This is a genomic window from Mycobacterium sp. (genome assembly GCF_025933915.1).
Lineage (GTDB): Bacteria > Actinomycetota > Actinomycetes > Mycobacteriales > Mycobacteriaceae > Mycobacterium.
Window position 1 is genome coordinate 1 of sequence record NZ_JAICZA010000050.1, and the last position, 18,651, is coordinate 18,651.

The 18,651-nt window shown below is 67.8% G+C and carries 21 protein-coding genes and 1 pseudogene; 15 read left to right on the top strand and 7 right to left on the bottom strand.

Going from position 1 to position 18,651, the window contains the following annotated elements:
- The 7 genes from Q0W90_RS10335 to Q0W90_RS10365 form a co-directional block, all read left to right on the top strand.
- Nucleotides 1-421: tRNA (adenosine(37)-N6)-threonylcarbamoyltransferase complex ATPase subunit type 1 TsaE (locus tag Q0W90_RS10335; protein WP_297774440.1), on the top strand; the 421-nt coding region annotated here is incomplete at its 5' end.
- Entirely contained in the window at nucleotides 418-1,044 is a 627-nt protein-coding gene (gene tsaB, locus Q0W90_RS10340) for a tRNA (adenosine(37)-N6)-threonylcarbamoyltransferase complex dimerization subunit type 1 TsaB (protein WP_297774442.1), read from the top strand. The genes Q0W90_RS10335 and tsaB, both read left to right, overlap by 4 nt.
- Complete coding sequence (gene rimI, locus Q0W90_RS10345; protein ID WP_297774444.1) at nucleotides 1,041-1,508, top strand: ribosomal protein S18-alanine N-acetyltransferase; 468 nt, start codon at nucleotides 1,041-1,043, stop codon at nucleotides 1,506-1,508. Before tsaB ends, rimI begins: the two co-directional genes overlap by 4 nt.
- Nucleotides 1,505-2,539, top strand: a complete 1,035-nt coding sequence (gene tsaD, locus Q0W90_RS10350) for a tRNA (adenosine(37)-N6)-threonylcarbamoyltransferase complex transferase subunit TsaD (RefSeq protein WP_297699499.1) — start codon at nucleotides 1,505-1,507, stop codon at nucleotides 2,537-2,539. Before rimI ends, tsaD begins: the two co-directional genes overlap by 4 nt.
- Before the next feature lie 241 nt (nucleotides 2,540-2,780).
- The gene (gene groES, locus Q0W90_RS10355; protein ID WP_007167930.1) at nucleotides 2,781-3,083 is read left to right on the top strand and encodes a co-chaperone GroES; all 303 of its coding nucleotides are present in this window, start codon (nucleotides 2,781-2,783) and stop codon (nucleotides 3,081-3,083) included.
- Between the two features lie 139 nt (nucleotides 3,084-3,222).
- Complete coding sequence (gene groL / locus Q0W90_RS10360) at nucleotides 3,223-4,842, top strand: chaperonin GroEL (protein WP_297593773.1); 1,620 nt, start codon at nucleotides 3,223-3,225, stop codon at nucleotides 4,840-4,842.
- A 187-nt stretch (nucleotides 4,843-5,029) separates the two neighbouring features.
- A complete protein-coding gene (locus Q0W90_RS10365) occupies nucleotides 5,030-6,130 on the top strand; it encodes a ferritin-like domain-containing protein (protein WP_297593771.1) in 1,101 nt (366 codons plus the stop codon).
- A 76-nt stretch (nucleotides 6,131-6,206) separates the two neighbouring features.
- Here the strand turns inward: Q0W90_RS10365 and Q0W90_RS10370 are convergent, their stop codons facing one another.
- The 4 genes from Q0W90_RS10370 to Q0W90_RS10385 all read right to left on the bottom strand — a co-directional run bounded on the left by Q0W90_RS10370 (nucleotide 6,207) and on the right by Q0W90_RS10385 (nucleotide 8,684).
- Nucleotides 6,207-6,857 (bottom strand): DUF1345 domain-containing protein, encoded by a 651-nt coding sequence (locus tag Q0W90_RS10370; RefSeq protein WP_297593769.1) that lies wholly within the window; start codon nucleotides 6,855-6,857, stop codon nucleotides 6,207-6,209.
- A gap of 56 nt (nucleotides 6,858-6,913) precedes the next feature.
- Nucleotides 6,914-7,327 carry a hydrogenase gene (locus Q0W90_RS10375; protein WP_297699501.1) on the bottom strand — a complete coding sequence of 138 codons (414 nt, stop codon included), beginning with the start codon at nucleotides 7,325-7,327 and terminating at the stop codon, nucleotides 6,914-6,916.
- Nucleotides 7,328-7,404: 77 nt separating this feature from the next.
- On the bottom strand, nucleotides 7,405-8,133 hold the full coding sequence (locus Q0W90_RS10380) for a superoxide dismutase family protein (RefSeq protein WP_297699503.1): 729 nt from the start codon (nucleotides 8,131-8,133) through the stop codon (nucleotides 7,405-7,407).
- Between the two features lie 71 nt (nucleotides 8,134-8,204).
- Nucleotides 8,205-8,684 (bottom strand): hemerythrin domain-containing protein, encoded by a 480-nt coding sequence (locus Q0W90_RS10385; RefSeq protein ID WP_297593763.1) that lies wholly within the window; start codon nucleotides 8,682-8,684, stop codon nucleotides 8,205-8,207.
- Between the two features lie 290 nt (nucleotides 8,685-8,974).
- Here Q0W90_RS10385 and Q0W90_RS10390 point away from each other — a divergent pair, with 290 nt between their 5' ends.
- Nucleotides 8,975-9,472, top strand: a complete 498-nt coding sequence (locus Q0W90_RS10390; RefSeq protein ID WP_297593761.1) for a GreA/GreB family elongation factor — start codon at nucleotides 8,975-8,977, stop codon at nucleotides 9,470-9,472.
- Nucleotides 9,473-9,522: 50 nt separating this feature from the next.
- Nucleotides 9,523-9,699, top strand: a complete 177-nt coding sequence (locus Q0W90_RS10395; protein WP_297593759.1) for a hypothetical protein — start codon at nucleotides 9,523-9,525, stop codon at nucleotides 9,697-9,699.
- A 60-nt stretch (nucleotides 9,700-9,759) separates the two neighbouring features.
- On the opposite strand, the gene Q0W90_RS10400 is transcribed toward Q0W90_RS10395, so the two are convergent.
- Nucleotides 9,760-10,062 (bottom strand): WhiB family transcriptional regulator, encoded by a 303-nt coding sequence (locus Q0W90_RS10400; protein WP_297593757.1) that lies wholly within the window; start codon nucleotides 10,060-10,062, stop codon nucleotides 9,760-9,762.
- Between the two features lie 362 nt (nucleotides 10,063-10,424).
- On the opposite strand from Q0W90_RS10400, the gene Q0W90_RS10405 reads away from it, so the two are divergent.
- From Q0W90_RS10405 to Q0W90_RS10415, 3 genes and pseudogenes are all read left to right on the top strand, one after another.
- Nucleotides 10,425-11,267 (top strand): hypothetical protein, encoded by an 843-nt coding sequence (locus Q0W90_RS10405; protein ID WP_297593751.1) that lies wholly within the window; start codon nucleotides 10,425-10,427, stop codon nucleotides 11,265-11,267.
- 90 nt (nucleotides 11,268-11,357) lie between these two features.
- Complete coding sequence (locus Q0W90_RS10410; protein WP_297593749.1) at nucleotides 11,358-11,936, top strand: sigma-70 family RNA polymerase sigma factor; 579 nt, start codon at nucleotides 11,358-11,360, stop codon at nucleotides 11,934-11,936.
- Nucleotides 11,923-12,504: pseudogene (locus tag Q0W90_RS10415) on the top strand (anti-sigma-D factor RsdA); the annotation flags it as partial. The gene Q0W90_RS10410 and the pseudogene Q0W90_RS10415, both read left to right, overlap by 14 nt.
- A 59-nt stretch (nucleotides 12,505-12,563) precedes the next feature.
- Here Q0W90_RS10415 and Q0W90_RS10420 read toward each other — a convergent pair.
- Complete coding sequence (locus Q0W90_RS10420) at nucleotides 12,564-12,977, bottom strand: DUF5319 domain-containing protein (RefSeq protein ID WP_067101334.1); 414 nt, start codon at nucleotides 12,975-12,977, stop codon at nucleotides 12,564-12,566.
- 161 nt (nucleotides 12,978-13,138) lie between these two features.
- Between Q0W90_RS10420 and guaB the strand changes: the two genes are divergently transcribed.
- Both guaB and Q0W90_RS10430 read left to right on the top strand, forming a co-directional pair.
- Nucleotides 13,139-14,734: an IMP dehydrogenase gene (guaB, locus tag Q0W90_RS10425; protein WP_297593743.1), complete on the top strand. Its 1,596-nt coding sequence runs from the start codon at nucleotides 13,139-13,141 to the stop codon at nucleotides 14,732-14,734.
- A gap of 7 nt (nucleotides 14,735-14,741) precedes the next feature.
- Nucleotides 14,742-15,881: a GuaB3 family IMP dehydrogenase-related protein gene (locus Q0W90_RS10430; RefSeq protein ID WP_297593741.1), complete on the top strand. Its 1,140-nt coding sequence runs from the start codon at nucleotides 14,742-14,744 to the stop codon at nucleotides 15,879-15,881.
- Here Q0W90_RS10430 and Q0W90_RS10435 read toward each other — a convergent pair.
- The gene (locus Q0W90_RS10435; protein ID WP_297593739.1) at nucleotides 15,878-16,495 is read right to left on the bottom strand and encodes a TetR/AcrR family transcriptional regulator; all 618 of its coding nucleotides are present in this window, start codon (nucleotides 16,493-16,495) and stop codon (nucleotides 15,878-15,880) included. The genes Q0W90_RS10430 and Q0W90_RS10435 overlap by 4 nt on opposite strands.
- 88 nt (nucleotides 16,496-16,583) lie before the next feature.
- Here Q0W90_RS10435 and Q0W90_RS10440 point away from each other — a divergent pair, with 88 nt between their 5' ends.
- Nucleotides 16,584-18,593 carry a molybdopterin-dependent oxidoreductase gene (locus tag Q0W90_RS10440; RefSeq protein ID WP_297774452.1) on the top strand — a complete coding sequence of 670 codons (2,010 nt, stop codon included), beginning with the start codon at nucleotides 16,584-16,586 and terminating at the stop codon, nucleotides 18,591-18,593.
- Nucleotides 18,594-18,651 lie beyond the last annotated feature (58 nt).

Consider the following 18,651-nt stretch of genomic DNA (forward strand, 5'->3'; position numbering starts at 1 on the left):
GCGGCTGGGTGCGCAGCTGCGGACGGGCGACGTGGTGGTGCTCTCCGGTCCACTTGGCGCGGGAAAGACCGTGCTGGCCAAGGGGATTGCCGCGGCCATGGAGGTCGACGGCCCGGTCACCTCGCCGTCCTACGTGTTGGCGCGGGTGCATCCGCCGCGGCGGCCCGGCTCCCCGGCGATGATTCACGTCGACATGTACCGGTTGCTCGACCACACCGACAACCAGGGTGCCGACCTGCTCGGTGAGCTCGATTCGCTGGACTTGGACAGCGATCTCGACGACGCTGTCGTGGTGGTGGAATGGGGCGAAGGCCTCGTCGAGCGGCTCGCGGAGCGTCATCTCGACGTCAGGCTGGAGCGCATCAGCGGGTCCGACGTGCGGCTCGCGACCTGGCGGTGGGCCGACGGGGCCGATTCATGAGCACCCTCGTGTTGGCCCTCGACACCTCCACCCCGGCGGTGACGGCCGGCATCGTGCGGCGCGAGGACCTGTCCATGCTGGCGCAGCGGGTCACCGTCGATGCCCGGGCCCACGCCGAACGGCTCACCCCGAATGTGGTTGCCGCGCTGGCCGATGCGGGCCTGACCATGGCCGACCTCGACGCCGTCGTGGTGGGCTGCGGTCCGGGGCCGTTCACCGGTCTGCGGGCGGGGATGGCCACCGCCGCCGCCTATGGCCATGCGCTGGGCATCCCGGTGCACGGTGTGTGCAGCCTGGACGCCATCGGCGGGCGAACCACCGGGGAGACGCTGGTGGTCACCGACGCCCGCCGGCGCGAGGTCTACTGGGCCCGCTACCGCGACGGGATGCGGACCGGCGGACCCGGAGTTGATGCCCCCGCCGACGTCGACCCCGGCACCGCGCAGCAGGTAGCCGGCTCACCCGAACACGCGGCGGCGTTCGGCCTGCCGGTGCGCGAGCCCGTTTACCCTACCCCGGCCGGACTTGTTGCCGCGGTGGGTGATTGGTCCGATGAGCCGGCGCCGCTGGTGGCCCTGTATCTGCGCCGGCCCGACGCCAAGCCCTTGGCGACGCGGCAATGATCGCCGAGCCCGTGACCGTCGGCGCGTTGACGGGGGCCGACGCGCAGCGGTGCGCCGAGCTGGAGGCGCAGCTCTTCGACGGCGACGACCCGTGGCCGGCCGCGGCGTTCAACCGGGAATTGGCCAGCGCCCACAACCATTACGTGGGTGCGCGCGTCGGCGAAACGCTGGTCGGCTATGCCGGTATCTCGCGGTTGGGCCGCACACCGCCCTACGAGCACGAGGTCCACACCATCGGCGTGGACGCCGCCTACCAGGGGCAGGGCATCGGCCGCCGGTTGCTCGACGAGCTGCTAACGTTCGCCGACGGCGGTGTCGTGTACCTGGAAGTGCGCACCGACAACGCGGCGGCCATTGGCTTGTATCGCAGCGTCGGGTTCGAGCAGATCGGCCTGCGCCGGCGCTATTACCGCGTCAGCGGCGCGGACGCGTACACCATGCGGCGGGAGGAACGGCGCGCATGACCAACATCTTGGCCATCGAAACCTCTTGCGACGAAACAGGAGTCGGCATTGCGCGGCTGGATGGCACCGGCGTCGGGGCCACCGTCACACTGTTGGCCGACGAGGTGGCGTCCAGCGTCGACGAACACGTGCGGTTCGGCGGCGTGGTCCCCGAGATCGCCTCCCGGGCGCACCTGGAGGCGCTGGGCCCCGCCATGCGCCGCGCGCTGTCGACCGCCGGCCTGGACCGGCCCGACGTGGTCGCGGCCACCATCGGGCCCGGGCTGGCCGGCGCTCTGCTGGTGGGAGTTGCTGCGGCCAAAGCGTATTCGGCCGCCTGGGGCGTGCCGTTCTATGCTGTGAACCATCTCGGCGGACACCTGGCCGCCGACGTCTACGAGCACGGGCGGCTGCCCGAGTGCGTGGCGCTGCTGGTCTCGGGCGGTCATACCCACCTGCTGCATGTACGTTCGCTCGGCGAGCCGATCGTCGAGCTGGGCAGCACCGTCGACGACGCGGCCGGCGAGGCGTACGACAAGGTGGCGCGGCTGCTGGGGCTGGGCTACCCGGGCGGCAGGGTGCTCGACGAGTTGGCCCGCACCGGTGACCGCGACGCGATCGCGTTCCCGCGCGGCATGACCGGGCCACGCGATGACCCGTACGCGTTCAGCTTCTCCGGCCTCAAAACGGCTGTGGCGCGGTATCTGGAGAGCCACCCGGACGCGGTGAACGCCGATGTCGCCGCCGGGTTCTCCGAAGCCGTGGCCGACGTGCTGACCCGCAAGGCGGTGCGCGCCGCGACGGACCTCGGCGTCTCGACGTTGCTGATCGCGGGGGGAGTGGCCGCGAATTCGCGATTGCGCGAGCTGGCGGAGCAGCGCTGCGCGACCGCCGGGCTGGCGCTGCGCATCCCCAGGCCCCGGCTGTGCACCGATAACGGCGCGATGATCGCCTCGTTCGCCGCGCACCTGGTGGCCGCCGGGGTGCCGCCCTCCCCGTTGGATGCCCCCAGTGACCCGGGCCTGCCGGTGGTGAAAGCACAGGTCAGCTGATCGCCTACGGCGAACATGCGAGAAGCAGCAGGGCCCCCTTGAGTGCTAGCACTCCCGTGTATAGAGTGCTAGGTGGCAATCGGCCACGCCCTGTGTCGGCACCCGCGACGACGACGCTCGGGCATGGACGGATGCCGAACACCTGATAATTCGGCAGGTTCCGGGGCCAGCCCCCGGACCGGCCGCCAACTCCGGTCCGGGCACGTCCCGGACCCGACCCAAACACTGGAGGGCTCCAATCGTGGCGAAGGTGAACATCAAGCCACTCGAGGACAAGATTCTCGTGCAGGCCAACGAGGCCGAGACCACGACCGCGTCCGGTCTGGTCATTCCCGACACCGCCAAGGAGAAGCCGCAGGAAGGCACCGTCGTCGCAGTCGGCCCCGGCCGGTGGGACGAAGACGGCGAGAAGCGCATCCCGCTGGATGTCTCGGAAGGCGACACCGTCATCTACAGCAAGTACGGCGGCACCGAGATCAAGTACAACGGCGAGGAGTACCTGATCCTGTCGGCACGCGACGTGCTGGCTGTCGTCTCCAAGTAAGAACCGTGTCCCGCCCCGGCGATCCCCGCGTCACCGCGGGTGATTTCCGGGGCGGCATGCGTTCGGCGGATTTTGAATTGCCCGGCTCCTCAGCAGGACGGTTACCCGTCCTGCGTCGTCGCCGGGCGAAAGGAGCCTGATGAGCAAGATTATCGAGTACGACGAAACGGCGCGCCGCGCCATCGAGGCGGGCGTGAACACGCTTGCCGACGCGGTACGGGTGACGCTGGGACCGCGGGGCCGGCATGTGGTGCTGGCCAAGGCATTCGGCGGACCCACGGTCACCAACGACGGCGTCACCGTCGCGCGCGAGATCGACCTGGAAGACCCGTTCGAGAACCTGGGCGCCCAGCTGGTGAAGTCGGTGGCCACCAAGACCAACGACGTCGCCGGCGACGGCACCACCACGGCCACCGTGCTGGCCCAGGCGCTGATCAAGGCCGGCCTGCGCCTCGTTGCGGCCGGCGTCAACCCGATCGAACTCGGTGCGGGAATTTCCAAGGCCGCCGACGCGGTGTCCGAGGCGCTGCTGGCCTCGGCCATCCCGGTCTCCGGCAGGGAAGGGATCGCTCAGGTGGCGACCGTGTCCTCGCGCGACCAGGTCCTGGGTGAGCTGGTCGGCGAGGCGATGACCAAGGTCGGGACCGACGGGGTGGTCAGCGTCGAAGAATCCTCCACGCTGAACACCGAACTCGAGTTCACCGAGGGCGTCGGGTTCGACAAGGGATTTCTGTCGGCGTATTTCGTGACCGACTTCGATTCCCAGCAGGCCGTGCTGGACGACCCCGTCATCCTGTTGCACCAGGACAAGATCAGCTCGCTGCCCGACCTGTTGCCCATGCTGGAAAAGGTCGCCGAATCGGGCAAGCCGCTGCTGATCATCGCCGAGGACATCGAGGGTGAGCCGCTGGCGACACTCGTCGTCAACTCCATCCGCAAGACGCTCAAGGCCGTCGCGGTCAAGGCGCCGTTCTTCGGCGACCGCCGCAAGGCGTTCCTCGAGGATCTGGCGATCGTGACGGGCGGCCAGGTGATCAACCCCGACGCCGGCCTGCTGCTGCGCGAGGTCGGCACCGACGTGCTGGGCTCGGCTCGCCGCGTGGTGGTCAGTAAGGACGACACCGTCATCGTCGACGGCGGCGGCACCAAGGACGCGGTGGCCAACCGCATCAAGCAGTTGCGCGCCGAGATCGAGGCGAGCGACTCGGATTGGGACCGTGAGAAGTTGCAGGAGCGGCTGGCCAAGCTGGCCGGCGGCGTCGCCGTCATCCAGGTGGGTGCCGCCACCGAGACGGCGCTCAAAGAACGCAAGGAAAGCGTCGAGGATGCCGTCGCGGCCGCCAAGGCCGCCGTCGAGGAAGGCATCGTCGCGGGCGGTGGCTCGGCCCTGCTGCAGACCCGTAAGGCGCTCGACAAGCTCCGCAAGTCCCTTACCGGCGATCAGGCATTGGGCGTCGGCGTCTTCTCCGAGGCGTTGGCGGCGCCGTTGTACTGGATCGCCACCAACGCCGGGCTCGACGGTGCGGTCGCGGTGCACAAGGTGACGGAGTTGCCCAACGGGCACGGGCTGAACGCGGACAAGCTGACCTATGGTGACTTGGTCGCCGACGGCGTCATCGACCCGGTCAAGGTCACCCGCTCGGCGGTGCTCAATGCGGCGTCGGTGGCTCGGATGGTCCTCACCACTGAGACGGCCATCGTCGAGAAGCCGGCCGACGACCAGGATGACCACGGCCACGGCCACCATCACCACCACTAGAAGCACTGTGTAACGAAGCACCCCCGGTCGATTGGCCGGGGGTGCTTCGTTTGTTGGGCGTTGGAGCGGGCCAGCGGCCAGCGAGGTCAGTGAGCCGGCCTGTCGGGGTTGACGCGCCGCCGCGCGCGGTGCAATGTGATACGTGTCATATGACCACTGGTCACACCGGGTGGAAAGGCAGCAGCTCATGACCACGAGGGACAAATACACCGTCGTGCCCGCGCCCTATTCGTGGGAGGTCCCGAGCGCCGGCGACGCGCGCTTCACCTGGGAGTACGACGAGGGGCGGGCGCGGCTCCTTTCGCTGTACCAAAAGGGAAAAGACAAGCAGTGGGATGCCCAGTCGCGCATCGACTGGGCGCAAGACGTCGACCCGATGAACCCGGTCGGTCTGCCCGACGAGTTCCATCCGCTGTTCGGCAGCCCGATGTGGGACGCCGCGGACGACGCACGTCGCGCCGAGATGCGCCAGCACTTCCAGGCCTGGCAGTTCTCGCAGTTCCTGCACGGCGAGCAGGGCGCGATGGTGTGCGCGGCCAAGATCGTCGAGGTCGTCCCGGACCTGGACGCGAAGTTCTACGCGGCAACCCAGACCATGGACGAGGCCCGGCACGTCGAGGCGTTCTCGCGGTTCCTGCAGGAGAAGGTCGACCTGGTCTACCCGATCAACAAGAACCTGACCGCGCTACTGGACGACACCCTGCGCGACTCGCGCTGGGACATGCCCTACCTCGGCATGCAGGTCCTCATCGAAGGGCTCGCGCTCGCCGCGTTCGGCGTGCTGCGTGACATGGCGGCACCGGACTCGCTGGCCAAGCAGGTGCTGGCCTACGTCATGCAGGACGAGGCCCGGCACGTCGCCTTCGGCCGAATCTCATTGAAGGACTACTACTCCGCGCTGACCGAGGCCGAGCGGGACGAGCGTGAAGAATTCGTCGTGGACGCCTGCTACCTGATGCGCGACCGGTTCCGCGGCGAGGAGGTTTTCGAGACCCTCGGCCTGGACGTCCAAGCGTGCGCCGAGTGGGTCGACACGTCGCCGCTGATGATCCAGTTCCGCTCGCACCTGTTCAGCCGCATCGTGCCGATCGTCAAGGACATCGGGCTGTGGGGCGACAAGGTGCAGAAGGCCTTCAGGGACATGGGTGTCCTCGACATGGCCGGCTCCGACATCGAGGCGCTGATGAAGGCCGATGAAGATCAGGCCGAAGCGCTGGACAGGGCGCACGCCGAGATGGCCGGCCGGGCGCTCGAGGTGGACCAGGTGATCGCGGCGGGCGCGAGCTGACCCAACGTCGTCCGCATCGACTGCGGTGCTCCGCCAACGTTTTTCACGCAGAGGCCGCCGGTCGGCGCCACTTCGATCAGAACTTGGAACCCAACCCTGCGATCAGGTTGACTGTGACCGCCAAGACGACCGCGCCGAGTAGGTAGGACAGCAGAGCATGGCGCAACACGGTCGCCCGGATGGACGTCAATCCGATTTCGGTGTCTGACACCTGATAGGTCATGCCTACGGTGAAGGCCACATACGCGAAGTCGCGAAAGCGGGGCCGTTCCGGGTCGTGGAAGTTGATTCCCCCCGGCTCGTCCGAGTAGTAGAGCCGCGCGTAGTGCACGGTGAACAGTGTGTGCACGGCAAACCAGGATGCCGCGACGGTCAGGATGCCGACGATGGCGGCTTCGACGGCTCCGGGGCCCGAGCGTGACGCGGCGGCCACCACGTAACCGACCCCGCCCAGGCTCGCCACACTTGCCGACACGATGACCGCGTCGGCAACCCACCGGGTGGGGTCCTCCTTCGTCACGTATTTGCAGGTCTGATCGGCATCCATTCCGCCCAGGAGGAGCCGTGTCCACACCACGTAGACACCGGCGGTGACGATCCAGCCGGCAAGCGCGAATCGCCAGCCGACCGTGTTGCCGACCACGAGAGCGACGGCGACTCCGATCACGGCGGCAACCGCTATCCGAGCCGCCACCGTTTCGCGAAACAACTTGACGAGGGATTCCACAATCCCGACCTAAGCACGAGCACATGCCATCCGGTACCGCGAATCGGTGGGCGTCGTCAGCGCCCGACGATGACCCCGACGATGACGATGCCCACGCCGACCAAGATCGGCAGCGAGAGCGACACCAGCAGAAAGCTGACAACCCGTTCCTTTGGCGCCGAGGCCTCGTAGTCGCCCGTCGCGATGGGCGCGAATCTGTGCCCGGCACCCCACGCCGCCGCGAGCAGCGTCGCCAACCAATTCGCGTAGGCGGAATAGACGATGAGCGCGACTGCCGTGATTCCCCACGCGTCGGGCAGGTGGATGTGCGGCCAGAGCAGACCGAGCAACAGGAGGAACATGCCGTTGAGCAATCCCTCGAGGTGGCTCGCCAGCGCCATGCGCGCATTCTTCAGTGCGGGCACCGCGATCCCGCTGAGCAAACCGAGCAGGAAAAGGACCAGGCCAAGGGTGAACAGCACGGTCTGCATCTGAGAACAGTAGGTCGCCACCGCAGGGACGGCGGTGTTTTTCTTTGCGGCCCAGCGCGCCTTTGCGGCCTAGCGCGTCAGCGGGTGCCCGGCGGCAGGCTGGGCGGAGTCGTCACGGTCGTGGTCGGTGTGGACGTCGTGGTCGGGGTGCTGGTGACCGTGACGGTGCTCGTACTTGTGCTCGTCGACGGCGGTGGCACGACGACGGTGCTGGTGCTGGTGCTGACGCTGGTGGTCGACGAAGTCGTGGTCGCCGACGCCGCCGCAAGCACACCGCAGGCGATCCGCTTGTTCGACTCGGCGGTGGGGCCGTTGCCCAGGTTGTCGACGGTCTGGTGCAGGATCAGCGCGCTGCCCGAGCTGTTTTTCAGGTCAGCGGCGGTGAACGAATTACTCGTGGTGACGAGCTTCGCCGAGCCGTCGGAGCGCACCTGCAACGCGGTCAGGTCGCCGCTGGCGGGATAGCCGGTGTGATTCGCCGCCTGATAGACGCTTCCCGCGGAGTCGAAATCGCCCTCGCAGGTGCCGACCGAGTGGATTTGCAGCCCGTGGAAACCGGGGCTCAGCACCTGGTTGGGGCCGGCTTCCACGGTCACCGTCGCATAGCCGTTCGCGAATTCGACGGTGGCGTTGGCGACCGGGCTCCCGTCGGAGGTCTTCAGCTGGGTGGTCAGCCTCTCCGCGCCCGGGGCCGAGCTGGTCAGCGGTGACGTATTGGGTTGGCTGCTCTGCTGGTTCGCGCAGGCGGCCAGCGGTGCGATGGTCGCGGTGAGGGCCGCGACCGCGAGCAATGCGCGCTTGTTCATGGGCGGTGCCTACCCAATTCGCCGATTTCAAAACGAGTAGGACTCGCGGTAGCGCCCGAGACCCGGGCGGCTCACAGCGAACTCAGCAGGGCCGCGCGGCCACGGACGCGGAGCGTGTTGAGCGTCGACTGACGCAACCGGGAGATGCGCTCGATCATTCGGTTTCCGAGGCGCTCGAGCATGTCCTCGCTCAAATCTATTGGGGCCGGACATAAGTCGCGTTCCTCTTCGTTGGCGTGGGCGTCGAGGACCGTGACGAACGAGTGCCATTCGTCTTCGTATTCCGGCGCGGTCGGCGTCGTCCGCAGGAGCACCGCAAGCTGATCGGAGACTTGCCGGTGCTCCGCATGGGCGATTGCGACGAGTGTGCTCGCCGCCGATACGGCCGGATAGAAGAGGTCGTCTTCGATGCGCATGTGGATGTCTAGCTCAACCAACAGCTCGTCGAGGGCAACTTGGCGCTCGCGGGCGGCCGGCGGTATGGCGGTGATCTTCTCGCAGAGCCCGCGTAAGACTTTGTGGTGCTCGAACAGCACGTCGTAGGCATTCATAGGGCGATTCCGCGCACCTCGATCAGTCCGTCGCGGATCCGCACCGGATAACTCGGCAGCGCCGCTGTCGCCGGTCCGCGCAGCACTTCCCCTTGTCGGAGCTCGACAACGGGGTGGGTCGCCGTTGTCCGGTTCGGGCAAGCGCCAATACGGCCTGCCGCGCGACCATGGAATCAGCAACCGACGAAGCCTTCGCCCACCTCAGGGCGCACCGAGTCGTCAGGGGCGGTGACACCGGCCCGCCCGCCCCTGGCGACAACCCCCTCGACACGAAAGGACGTCACAGCGCCATGACGACCATTCAACGCATCCGCATGACGCCACACGACTACACCCGATTGCACGACGAACTCACCGGGCTGCGTTCGCGCCGCGGCGTCGAAGTTCCCGACGACCTCATGGACTACAACCCGAAACGCCGTGGGCGCCACTCGGTGCAACAAGCGCGCATCCACCAGATCGAGGGGTTGCTGACCAACGCGGTCGTGGTCGGCGAAGCGGCCGCCTTTGACCCGGTCGCCGCAGCGGGCATGGTGTTGACCATTCGCTACGACGACACCGGCGAAACCGAAACGTTTCTGCTCGGCAGGCCTTGCCCCGAGCGCGCCGACCTCCGGGCGTACTCGATGGCGTCCCCGCTGGGCCGCGTGATCGCCGGCGCCCGTCCCGGCGATCAGCGCTTCTACGCAATCCCCGATGGGACAGGGCGGTTCGTGACGCTGCTGAAGGCCCTGCCCTACGGGATGCACGTGGCGAAAAGCGCTGGGCCACAGGTGGTCTTACGGTGATGCAAACGTGCGAAGCAACCACCGCAACGTCGTTAGAGAGGATCCGTCCCATGATGTCGAGCACTGCCCGGCGCAGCGTCCCGAAACGGGGTGCACTCACCGACAAAGTGAAATCGATGCTCATGCAGCATGATTCGGCACACGTTCCGGACAAACAGATCCACCGCTGGGAAGGCGAGGGCGGCGCGAAATATCTGCCCGGGCCCCAGCGACAGTACGCGAACTAGGTCGGGCCCGCGTGTTCACGCGTGGCTGTGCGGAGGTTGCGGCCCAACAGAATCGGTCGGTCAGGCGCTGCGGCGGATGCCGCGGCCGATATCGCCCTTGAGGAGCAGGTCGCGTTCGGATTCCGACAGGCCGCCCCAAACCCCGTAGGGCTCGCCGACTTCGAGGGCGTGCGAACGGCATTCCTGGATCACCGGGCACTGCCGGCACATTTCCTTGGCGCGTTGCTCGCGTTGCATGCGGGCGCGCCCGCGTTCCCCGTCGGGGTGGAAGAACACCGCTGAGTCAACGCCGCGGCACGCGCCCTGCAGTTGCCAATTCCAGATGTCGGCGTTGGGTCCAGGTAGCTGCTCCGGCTGTGGCATTGGTTCGTTCCCTCTCTGCACGACCCGCCAGGTGAGGTCAGGTTCGCGAAAGCGATTGCGTGCAACTTAAATTAAGTGGAGTGGAGTCACCGATGACTACCCGTCATGTGTAGACGTTAGGGGGGACGATGAATTGCCGTCAATAGCCACTTAGCCCGACAAAGTATGTGCCCATTGGCCCAAAATTAACTTTGCGTTCACCTCCCATGAAATAGGGGCACCGACGCCGTGCTACCAGGCAGTTAGCCGAAAGGAGATTTCCCAGCTCAGCGCCAACCGGAGGCGTCAGCGGAATTTATCCATGGGATATAGTGATTAACCGTTCGGTAACAGAAAGACCACAAGCTGTTTACTACATCATTGTGATTGAAACTCGTCACACTTCCCTGATTGAGCGGCAGCTGGCCGACGCCGCGTTCGGAGACCGGCCCGGCAGCTGGCCACTGCCGTCGGCGACGACACCGGCACAACTGTGGCTGCGCGCCGTGGCGGCCGGGGGTCAGGGCCGCTACGGCGCCGCCCAGCGCGACCTCGCGGTGCTGCGGCGCAGCGCTGCGGCCGGACGCCTGGCCTCGTTGGCCCACAGCACCCAGGGGTCGTTCCTGCGCCAGCTCGGCTGGCACACCGTGGCGCGCGGCTGGGACGGGCGCGCGCTGGCGCTGGCCGGCACCGATCCCGAGGCGGGCGCCGACGCCCTGATCGGGCTGGCGGCCGACGCGCTGGGCGTCGGGCGCTTCGCGGCGGCGGCGACGCTGCTGGCGCGCGCCGACATGCTGCTGTCATCCCCGGACTCCGAAGCGACGGTGCCCGACCGGCTCCCGGTGCGCCGCCGATGGGTCGCCGCCGAACTCGCGATGGCCCGCGGTGCGGGCGATGCCGCCGTCCGCCATGCCGGCGAGGCGGTAGAGCTGGCGGCAAGGATGGCATCTGGTCCGACCGGAGCGTCGGCGCGGCACCAAGCCAAAAGCGACGTGGTACTGGCCGCCGCGCTGTGCAGCGCGGGACATATCGATCGCGCCCGCGCGGTCGCGGAGGCCGCGCTGCAGACCACCGGCCGGCTGGGTCTACTCCCGCTCCGATGGGCGTTGGCGTGCTTGCTGATCGATATCGAAAGCGTCACTTTTTCGGCACATCAACTGCGCGAAATCCGCGATATCTGCGCAGGCCAGGTGCGGCACGCCGGTGGGACGTGGCGTTCCGCTTGAAACGGGGTCCCGCCCGTTATTGTCATTTCGTTAGTTAGCCCAGTTCGCCCGCGATGTGTCCGGTTCGTAACGTTAGGGATATCACCGTCGATGACAATTCCAGCAGGGGAACGTCTCGACGCTGTGGTCGCCAAGGCCGTCACCGGAGACCACGGCGCATTGAGGGAGGTGCTGGAGACCATCCGCCCGATCGTCGTGCGATATTGCCGGGCGCGCGTCGGCACGGTCGAGCGGGGTGGCATGTCAGCGGATGACGTGGCACAGGAGGTGTGCTTGGCGACGATCACGGCGCTGCCCCGCTATCGCGATCGCGGACGCCCATTCCTGGCCTTCCTGTACGGCATCGCGGCCCACAAGGTCGCCGACGCGCATCGGGCGGCCGGTCGTGACCTGGCCTACCCCACCGAATCGATTCCCGAGCGTTGGTCGCCCGACGCGGGGCCCGAACAGCTTGCGATCGAAGCCGATTCGGTGAGCCGGATGAGCGAACTGCTCGAAATCCTGCCCGCCAAGCAACGCGAGATCCTGATCCTGCGCGTCGTCGTCGGCCTGTCCGCCGAGGAGACCGCGGCCGCGGTCGGCAGTACCACCGGGGCGGTCCGAGTTGCCCAGCACCGCGCGCTGTCGCGGTTGAAGTCCGAGATGATCGCGGCAGGTGACTGTGCCTGAATCCCTGAATGAATTCGCTCGCACCGATCTGCTCCTCGATGCGCTCGCCCACCGTCGGCCGGTGGACGTCGAGGACCCCGAGGTCGACGTGCTGACCACGATGCTGGAGGACTGGCGCGACAACCTGAGGTGGCCCCCGGCCAGCGCGCTCGTGACGCCCGAAGAGGCGGTCAACGCGCTGCGCACCGGGCTGGCTGAGCGCGGGCGAGGCCGTCGTGGCCTGACCGCCATCGGATCGGTCGCCGCAGCGCTGATCGCGCTCAGTGGTTTCGGCGCCATGGTGGTCGAGGCCCGCCCCGGCACCCCCCTGCACGGGCTGCACGCGATGTTCTTCGACCAACCGCGGGTCAACGAAAAGCAGGAGATGCTGGCCGCCAAGGCCGATTTGGCGAAGGTGCAGGAATCGATCGACCGTGGTGAGTGGGACCAGGCCAAGAATCAACTGACCGAGGTGAGCAGCTTGGTGCAGTCGATTGACGACCCGGCCGCCAAACAGGACCTGATGAACCAGCTGAAGCTGTTGAACGTCAAGGTCGAATCGCGCAATCCCGATGCCACACTGCCGGCCCCTGCCGCCTCACCGAGTGCCGCGGCCGTGCCGAAGGCGGCTACTCCGTGACGGAGGAATCAGTGACGGCGGTGAAAACCGTCGGCGTCTGACGTCGCTTCGTTGAGCGAGGCGTCCGCGTAGCCCCGGCAGTAATCCCACGTGACGTAGGCATCCGGCTCGGGATCATAGGCGGGCTCGTGCGGGCGCACGGTGCCGTCGATTAACAGCTGCAGCAGGTTGGCCCGCAGCATGTCCCAGTCGTGATAGTGATCCTGCTGACACTCGTCGCAGCACACCACCAGTCCGCGAATGCCTTTGTGCGCCAGCAACGCTTCGTACACCGCCAGATCCGCGAGGTCGGCCTCGACGGCCATCCGCTCTTGGGAATCCAGCGGCTGACCCGGCTCGACGGCTTCCAGCGCCGCCGACGGATCGCAGGGGTCGTCGGCGAAAGGATCGGGCGGCAAACCCGGTGGGAGGTGGTCGCGCACGCCCCTAGCCTACGCAGCCCGGTCGCGATAACGCCAGCAGGGAGCCACCCGCCCCGCCCGCACCGATTCGCGCGCGGCGCGCCCCCGAGCAAGCGAACTCCAGGGGGAGGCGAGCCGATAGGATGGGTTCCTCACGCCGCATCGTATGGAGGGCCCCACTGATGACCCGTGGCACGTCCCACCTGGAAGACAGCTCTGACCTCGTCGGCAGTCCGTATGTGCGGGTGGGCGGCCTGGTCGATGACCCGGTACCCACAGGTGGCGACAATCCGCACAAGATCGCGATGCTGGGGCTGACGTTCGACGACGTCCTGTTGCTGCCCGCCGCGTCCGACGTGGTTCCCGCCACCGCCGACACGTCCAGCCAGCTCACCAAGAAGATCAGACTCAAGGTGCCGCTGGTGAGTTCGGCGATGGACACCGTCACCGAGTCGCGGATGGCCATAGCTATGGCGCGCGCCGGCGGTATGGGTGTGCTGCACCGCAACCTGCCGGTCGCCGAGCAAGCCGGCCAGGTCGAGATGGTGAAGCGCTCCGAAGCGGGCATGGTCACCGATCCGGTCACCTGCCGCCCGGACAACACGCTGGCTCAGGTCGATGCGCTGTGCGCGAAGTTCCGGATTTCCGGGCTGCCAGTCGTCGACGACTCCGGTGCGTTGGTGGGCATCATCACCAACCGCGACATGCGTTTCGAGGTGGATCAGACCAAGCAGGTGGCCGAGGTGATGACCAAGGCCCCGCTGATCACCGCGCAGGAGGGGGTGTCCGCCGACGCGGCGCTGGGCCTGTTGCGGCGCCACAAGATCGAGAAGCTGCCCATCGTCGACGGCCACGGCCGGCTGACCGGGCTGATCACCGTCAAAGACTTCGTCAAGACCGAACAGCACCCGCTGGCCACCAAGGACAGCGACGGCAGGCTGCTGGTCGGCGCCGCCGTCGGCGTCGGCGGTGATGCCTGGGTGCGCGCCATGATGCTGGTCGACGCCGGCGTGGACGTGCTGATCGTGGACACCGCGCACGCGCACAACCGGCTGGTGCTCGAGATGGTCGGCAAACTCAAGGCCGAGGCGGGCGACCGCGTCGAGGTGATCGGCGGCAACGTCGCCACCCGGTCGGCCGCCGCCGCCCTCGTCGCCGCCGGCGCCGACGCGGTGAAGGTGGGCGTGGGACCGGGGTCGATCTGCACCACCCGGGTGGTGGCCGGCGTCGGCGCGCCACAGATCACCGCGATCCTGGAAGCCGTCGCCGCCTGCGGGCCGGCCGGGGTGCCGGTGATCGCCGACGGCGGACTGCAGTACTCCGGCGACATCGCCAAGGCGCTGGCCGCCGGGGCGTCGACGGCCATGCTGGGCTCGTTGCTGGCGGGCACCGCCGAGGCGCCCGGCGAGCTCATCTTCGTCAATGGCAAGCAGTTCAAGAGCTACCGCGGAATGGGATCGCTAGGGGCCATGGCGGGCCGGGGTTCCGGGAGCGGAAAGTCGTACTCCAAGGACCGCTACTTCGCCGACGACGCGCTCTCGGAGGACAAGTTGGTGCCGGAGGGCATCGAGGGTCGCGTACCGTTCCGCGGCCCGCTGTCCTCGGTGATTCACCAGCTGACCGGCGGTCTGCGCGCGGCGATGGGGTACACCGGCTCGTCGACCATCGAGGCGCTGCAACAGGCCCAGTTCGTCCGGATCACGGCGGCCGGGCTGCGGGAAAGCCACCCGCACGACGTCGCCATGACGGTCGAAGCCCCCAACTACTACGCGCGCTGAGGCCCAGATGGTCGAGATCGGGATGGGCCGCATCGCCCGTCGCAGCTATGAACTGAGCGAAGTCAGCATCGTGGCCTCCCGGCGCACCCGCTCGTCGCAGGACGTGTCGACCGCCTGGCAGCTGGACGCCTACCGGTTCGAGATCCCGGTGCTGGCGCATCCGACCGATGCGCTGGTGTCACCGGAGTTCGCGATCGAGCTGGGCCGCCTCGGCGGTCTGGGCGTGCTCAACGGCGAGGGATTGATCGGGCGGCACGCCGATGTCGAGGCCAAGATCGCGCAGCTGCTCGAGGCCGCCAGCAAGGAGCCCGAACCCTCGGCGGCGATCCGGCTGCTGCAGGAATTCCACGCGGCGCCGCTGAACCCGGACCTGCTGGGCTCCGCCGTCGCCCGCATCCGGGAGGCCGGCGTCACCACCGCGGTGCGGGTCAGCCCGCAAAACGCCCAGGCGCTCACCCCGGTGTTGCTGCAGGCCGGCATCGATCTGCTGGTCATCCAGGGCACCATCGTCTCGGCCGAACGGGTGGTCCGGGACAGGGATGGGGCCGGGGAACCGCTGAACCTCAAGACCTTCATCTCCGAGCTCGACGTGCCGGTGGTCGCCGGCGGCGTGCAAGACCACCGCACCGCGCTGCACCTGATGCGCACCGGCGCCGCCGGCGTCATCGTCGGCTACGGCTCCACCAGGGGGGTGACCACCAGCGACGAGGTGCTGGGCATCAGCGTGCCGATGGCCACCGCGATCGCCGACGCCGCCGCCGCGCGCCGCGAATACCTCGACGAGACCGGCGGCCGCTACGTGCACGTGCTGGCCGACGGTGACATCCACACCTCGGGCGAGCTGGCGAAAGCGATCGCCTGCGGCGCCGACGCGGTGGTGCTGGGCACCCCGCTCGCCGAGTCCGACGAGGCGCTCGGCGAAGGATGGTTCTGGCCGGCCGCGGCCGCGCACCCGTCGTTGCCGCGCGGGGCGCTGCTGCAGATCGCCGTCGGTGAGCGCCCGCCGCTGCGACAGGTACTGGGCGGGCCGTCCGACGACCCGTTCGGCAGCCTCAACCTGGTCGGTGGTCTGCGCCGGTCGATGGCCAAGGCGGGGTATTGCGACCTCAAGGAGTTCCAGAAGGTCGGCCTGATCGTCGGTAGCTAGTTACCGTTGCCACGCTCGGGTCGTCGGCGCGGTGCCAGGCCGTCCAGAAGCGACTTCACCACGTCGAAGATCAGTTCGTCCTCGAGCGGATCGATCATCTTGTTGTTGGCCATGGTCGCGATGCCGTGCAGGGCGGCAAAGAGTACCGTCCCGATTTTCTGCAGGTCGCCGGCGACCAGCTCACCGGCCGCCTGGCCGGTCTCGACGAGGCGCGCCACGGGCGCGAAGCCGGCATCCCGTGCCTGCCTGAGCTCGTGGGAGGCATTCGCGAGGTATCTGCTGGCCGACATCAGGTCGACCAACGCGGGATTGTCCGTGGCAAATCGGATGTAAGCCACGGCGACGTCACCCAGGATGGCGACGAAGTCACGGCCATCGGGCGCGGCTGCTGTGGCCAGGGCGTCGCCGAGATGGTGGAAACCATCGACGACGAGTGCGTCCAATAACGCTGCCTTGTCGTCGAAATGCCGGCGCGGGGCGCTGTGACTGACGCCTACCGCGCGGGCCAGTTCCCGCAACGACAGGCCGTCCGCGCCGGAGACCCGCAGCGATTTTTCGGCCTCGGCCAGCAGTGCTGCTCGCAGGGTGCCGTGGTGGTAGCGGCGGTCGTCCACAACGCGCACCCTACCAAGATGTAGTCATTGACATCATTGTTGGCACTGTCTACATTTTGGGCGTGGCCTGGACCACAAGGAGGGCGCGGTGACTGCCGAGGGTGTGCGCACGATACGTAGCTTCTGCCGAATCTGCACGACGGTTTGCGGGATTCTGGTCGACGTCGACGGTGACACCGTGGTCGACGTCCGCGGCGATCGGGAACATCCGCGATCGAAGGGTTACACCTGCCCGAAGGGGCGTGCACTGGCGAAGATGCACCATCACCCGAATCGCCTCGACCGCCCGATGATGCGGGTTGACGGCGTCTTGGTGCCCACCACCTGGCCGGAGTGCCTCGATGACCTGAGCGAGCGGTTGCGCCGGGTCATCGACCGCCACGGGCCCGGTTCGGTCGGCATCTTCTTCGGCAGCGGTCTGGGCATGGATACGACCGGATATCGGATGGCGCAGGGATTACACGCCGCCATCGGTACTCCGGCGAAATTCAGTCCGATGACCATCGACGGCACCGCCAAGGTGTTGATCGCGGATCTGATGGGCGGCACGTCGGCGCTGTCCGGACGTCCCGACTACGACAACGCCAATCTGCTTCTGCTGGTCGGTACCAATCCCGTTGTCTCGCATGGCCATAACATCGCGATGCCGAACCCGAGGGGGTATTTGCGCGGGCTGACCGGTCGGGGGCAGTTGTGGGTTGTCGACCCGCGCCATACCGAGACGGCGCGGATGGCGACCGGTCACCTGGCGCCGCGCCCGGGTACCGACTATGCGGTGTTGGCGTTTTTGGTGCGTGAACTGCTGTCCGCGGGCGCCGATCGCGAGTTTCTGCGCCGCCACACCGCGGACAGCGACGCGCTGGCGGCGGCGGTGGCACCGTTCACCCTGGATCGAACCGTCGGGCTGACCGACGCCGACCCGGTCGGACTGGCGGAGCTGCTTGCGGCGGTGCGTCACACCGGGCGGATAGCCGTAGAGACCGGAACAGGCGTAACCATGTCGGCCACCGCGAACGTCACTCAGTGGCTTGCCTGCGCGTTGTTGGCGGTGACCGGGTCGCTGAACCGGCCGGGTGGCTGCTGGTTTCACCCCGGCTATTGGTACCAGCTGGAAACGTTTGAGTTACCGATCTCCGGGCCCGAGGGATCGTTCGGGCCGGGCCCCCGCAGCCGCCCCGAATTGCGCTCGCTGCTCGATGAATGGCCCTGTGCGGCACTGCCCGACGAGATCGATGCCGGCAATATCCGCGCCGTGCTGAATCTGGGCGGCAGCATGGTCACCGGCTTCCCCAACGCCGGTGCGCTGACGTCGTCGCTGCGCAAGCTCGACGTGTTGGCCACCCTAGAGATCATCGGGAACGAGACGACGGAGCTGTCCACTCATGTGTTGGCCACCAAAGACCAGCTGGAGCGGCCCGACGTGACTCTGTGGGACGTGCTGTTGACGCAGGTTGGCGCGCAATACACTCCGGCCGTCGTCGATCCGATAGGAGATCGCCGCTCGACGTGGTGGGTGCTGGCCGAACTCGGACAACGTCTCGGCCACGTGCTCGCCGACACCAGCGGGCCGATCACCGACGATGCGATGCTGGCGGGCGTGACCGCAGGTGCGCGCCTGCCGATGGAACAGCTCGTCGCGCAACGCTGCGTGCAGGTGGGCCATGAGTTGCCGGCACCCTGGGTCGACCGACACATCGAGCGGCTGGGTGGGTGGCGGCTAGCGCCGGCGATACTCGTCGATCAGCTGGCCACGCTGGCGCAGCCCGCCCCGCTGGTTCTAGTGCCTCGCCGCCAGCGCGGCATGTTGAACTCGCAGCTGGAGTACCTGGGCGAGCCGTCCGAAGTCCTCATGCACCCGGACGACGCTGCGGCGGCCGGCGTCCTCGATAACCAAAGGGTGACCGTACGCAGTGCCAGCGGGGAGCTGATCGGGGTGGCCAAAGTCGATCCGGCGATCCGGCGCGGAGCGGTGTCGATACCCCACGGACATGCGCACCGAGCCAACGTGAACCGGCTCACCAGCAAGGACGACATCGATCCCGTCACCGGGATGACGCACTATTCCGGTGTCGCGGTCAGCGTGCAGGCCGCCCCCTAGTGCGCAGGTACGGGGTCGCTCAGTGGGCCACCGGCGTCCGATCGACCGCGCACTTGAC

Excerpts from the sequence above, each read along its gene's own strand:
- Q0W90_RS10430 (WP_297593741.1), top strand. The coding sequence starts at position 14,742 with ATGGTCGAGATCGGGATGGGCCGCATCGCCCGTCGCAGCTATGAACTG.
- Q0W90_RS10385 (WP_297593763.1), bottom strand. The coding sequence starts at position 8,684 with ATGAATGCCTACGACGTGCTGTTCGAGCACCACAAAGTCTTACGCGGG.
- tsaB (WP_297774442.1), top strand. The coding sequence starts at position 418 with ATGAGCACCCTCGTGTTGGCCCTCGACACCTCCACCCCGGCGGTGACG.
- Q0W90_RS10390 (WP_297593761.1), top strand. The coding sequence starts at position 8,975 with ATGACGACCATTCAACGCATCCGCATGACGCCACACGACTACACCCGA.
- rimI (WP_297774444.1), top strand. The coding sequence starts at position 1,041 with ATGATCGCCGAGCCCGTGACCGTCGGCGCGTTGACGGGGGCCGACGCG.
- Q0W90_RS10365 (WP_297593771.1), top strand. The coding sequence starts at position 5,030 with ATGACCACGAGGGACAAATACACCGTCGTGCCCGCGCCCTATTCGTGG.
- guaB (WP_297593743.1), top strand. The coding sequence starts at position 13,139 with ATGACCCGTGGCACGTCCCACCTGGAAGACAGCTCTGACCTCGTCGGC.
- Q0W90_RS10375 (WP_297699501.1), bottom strand. The coding sequence starts at position 7,327 with ATGCAGACCGTGCTGTTCACCCTTGGCCTGGTCCTTTTCCTGCTCGGT.
- Q0W90_RS10380 (WP_297699503.1), bottom strand. The coding sequence starts at position 8,133 with ATGAACAAGCGCGCATTGCTCGCGGTCGCGGCCCTCACCGCGACCATC.
- groL (WP_297593773.1), top strand. The coding sequence starts at position 3,223 with ATGAGCAAGATTATCGAGTACGACGAAACGGCGCGCCGCGCCATCGAG.
- tsaD (WP_297699499.1), top strand. The coding sequence starts at position 1,505 with ATGACCAACATCTTGGCCATCGAAACCTCTTGCGACGAAACAGGAGTC.
- Q0W90_RS10400 (WP_297593757.1), bottom strand. The coding sequence starts at position 10,062 with ATGCCACAGCCGGAGCAGCTACCTGGACCCAACGCCGACATCTGGAAT.
- Q0W90_RS10395 (WP_297593759.1), top strand. The coding sequence starts at position 9,523 with ATGATGTCGAGCACTGCCCGGCGCAGCGTCCCGAAACGGGGTGCACTC.
- Q0W90_RS10410 (WP_297593749.1), top strand. The coding sequence starts at position 11,358 with ATGACAATTCCAGCAGGGGAACGTCTCGACGCTGTGGTCGCCAAGGCC.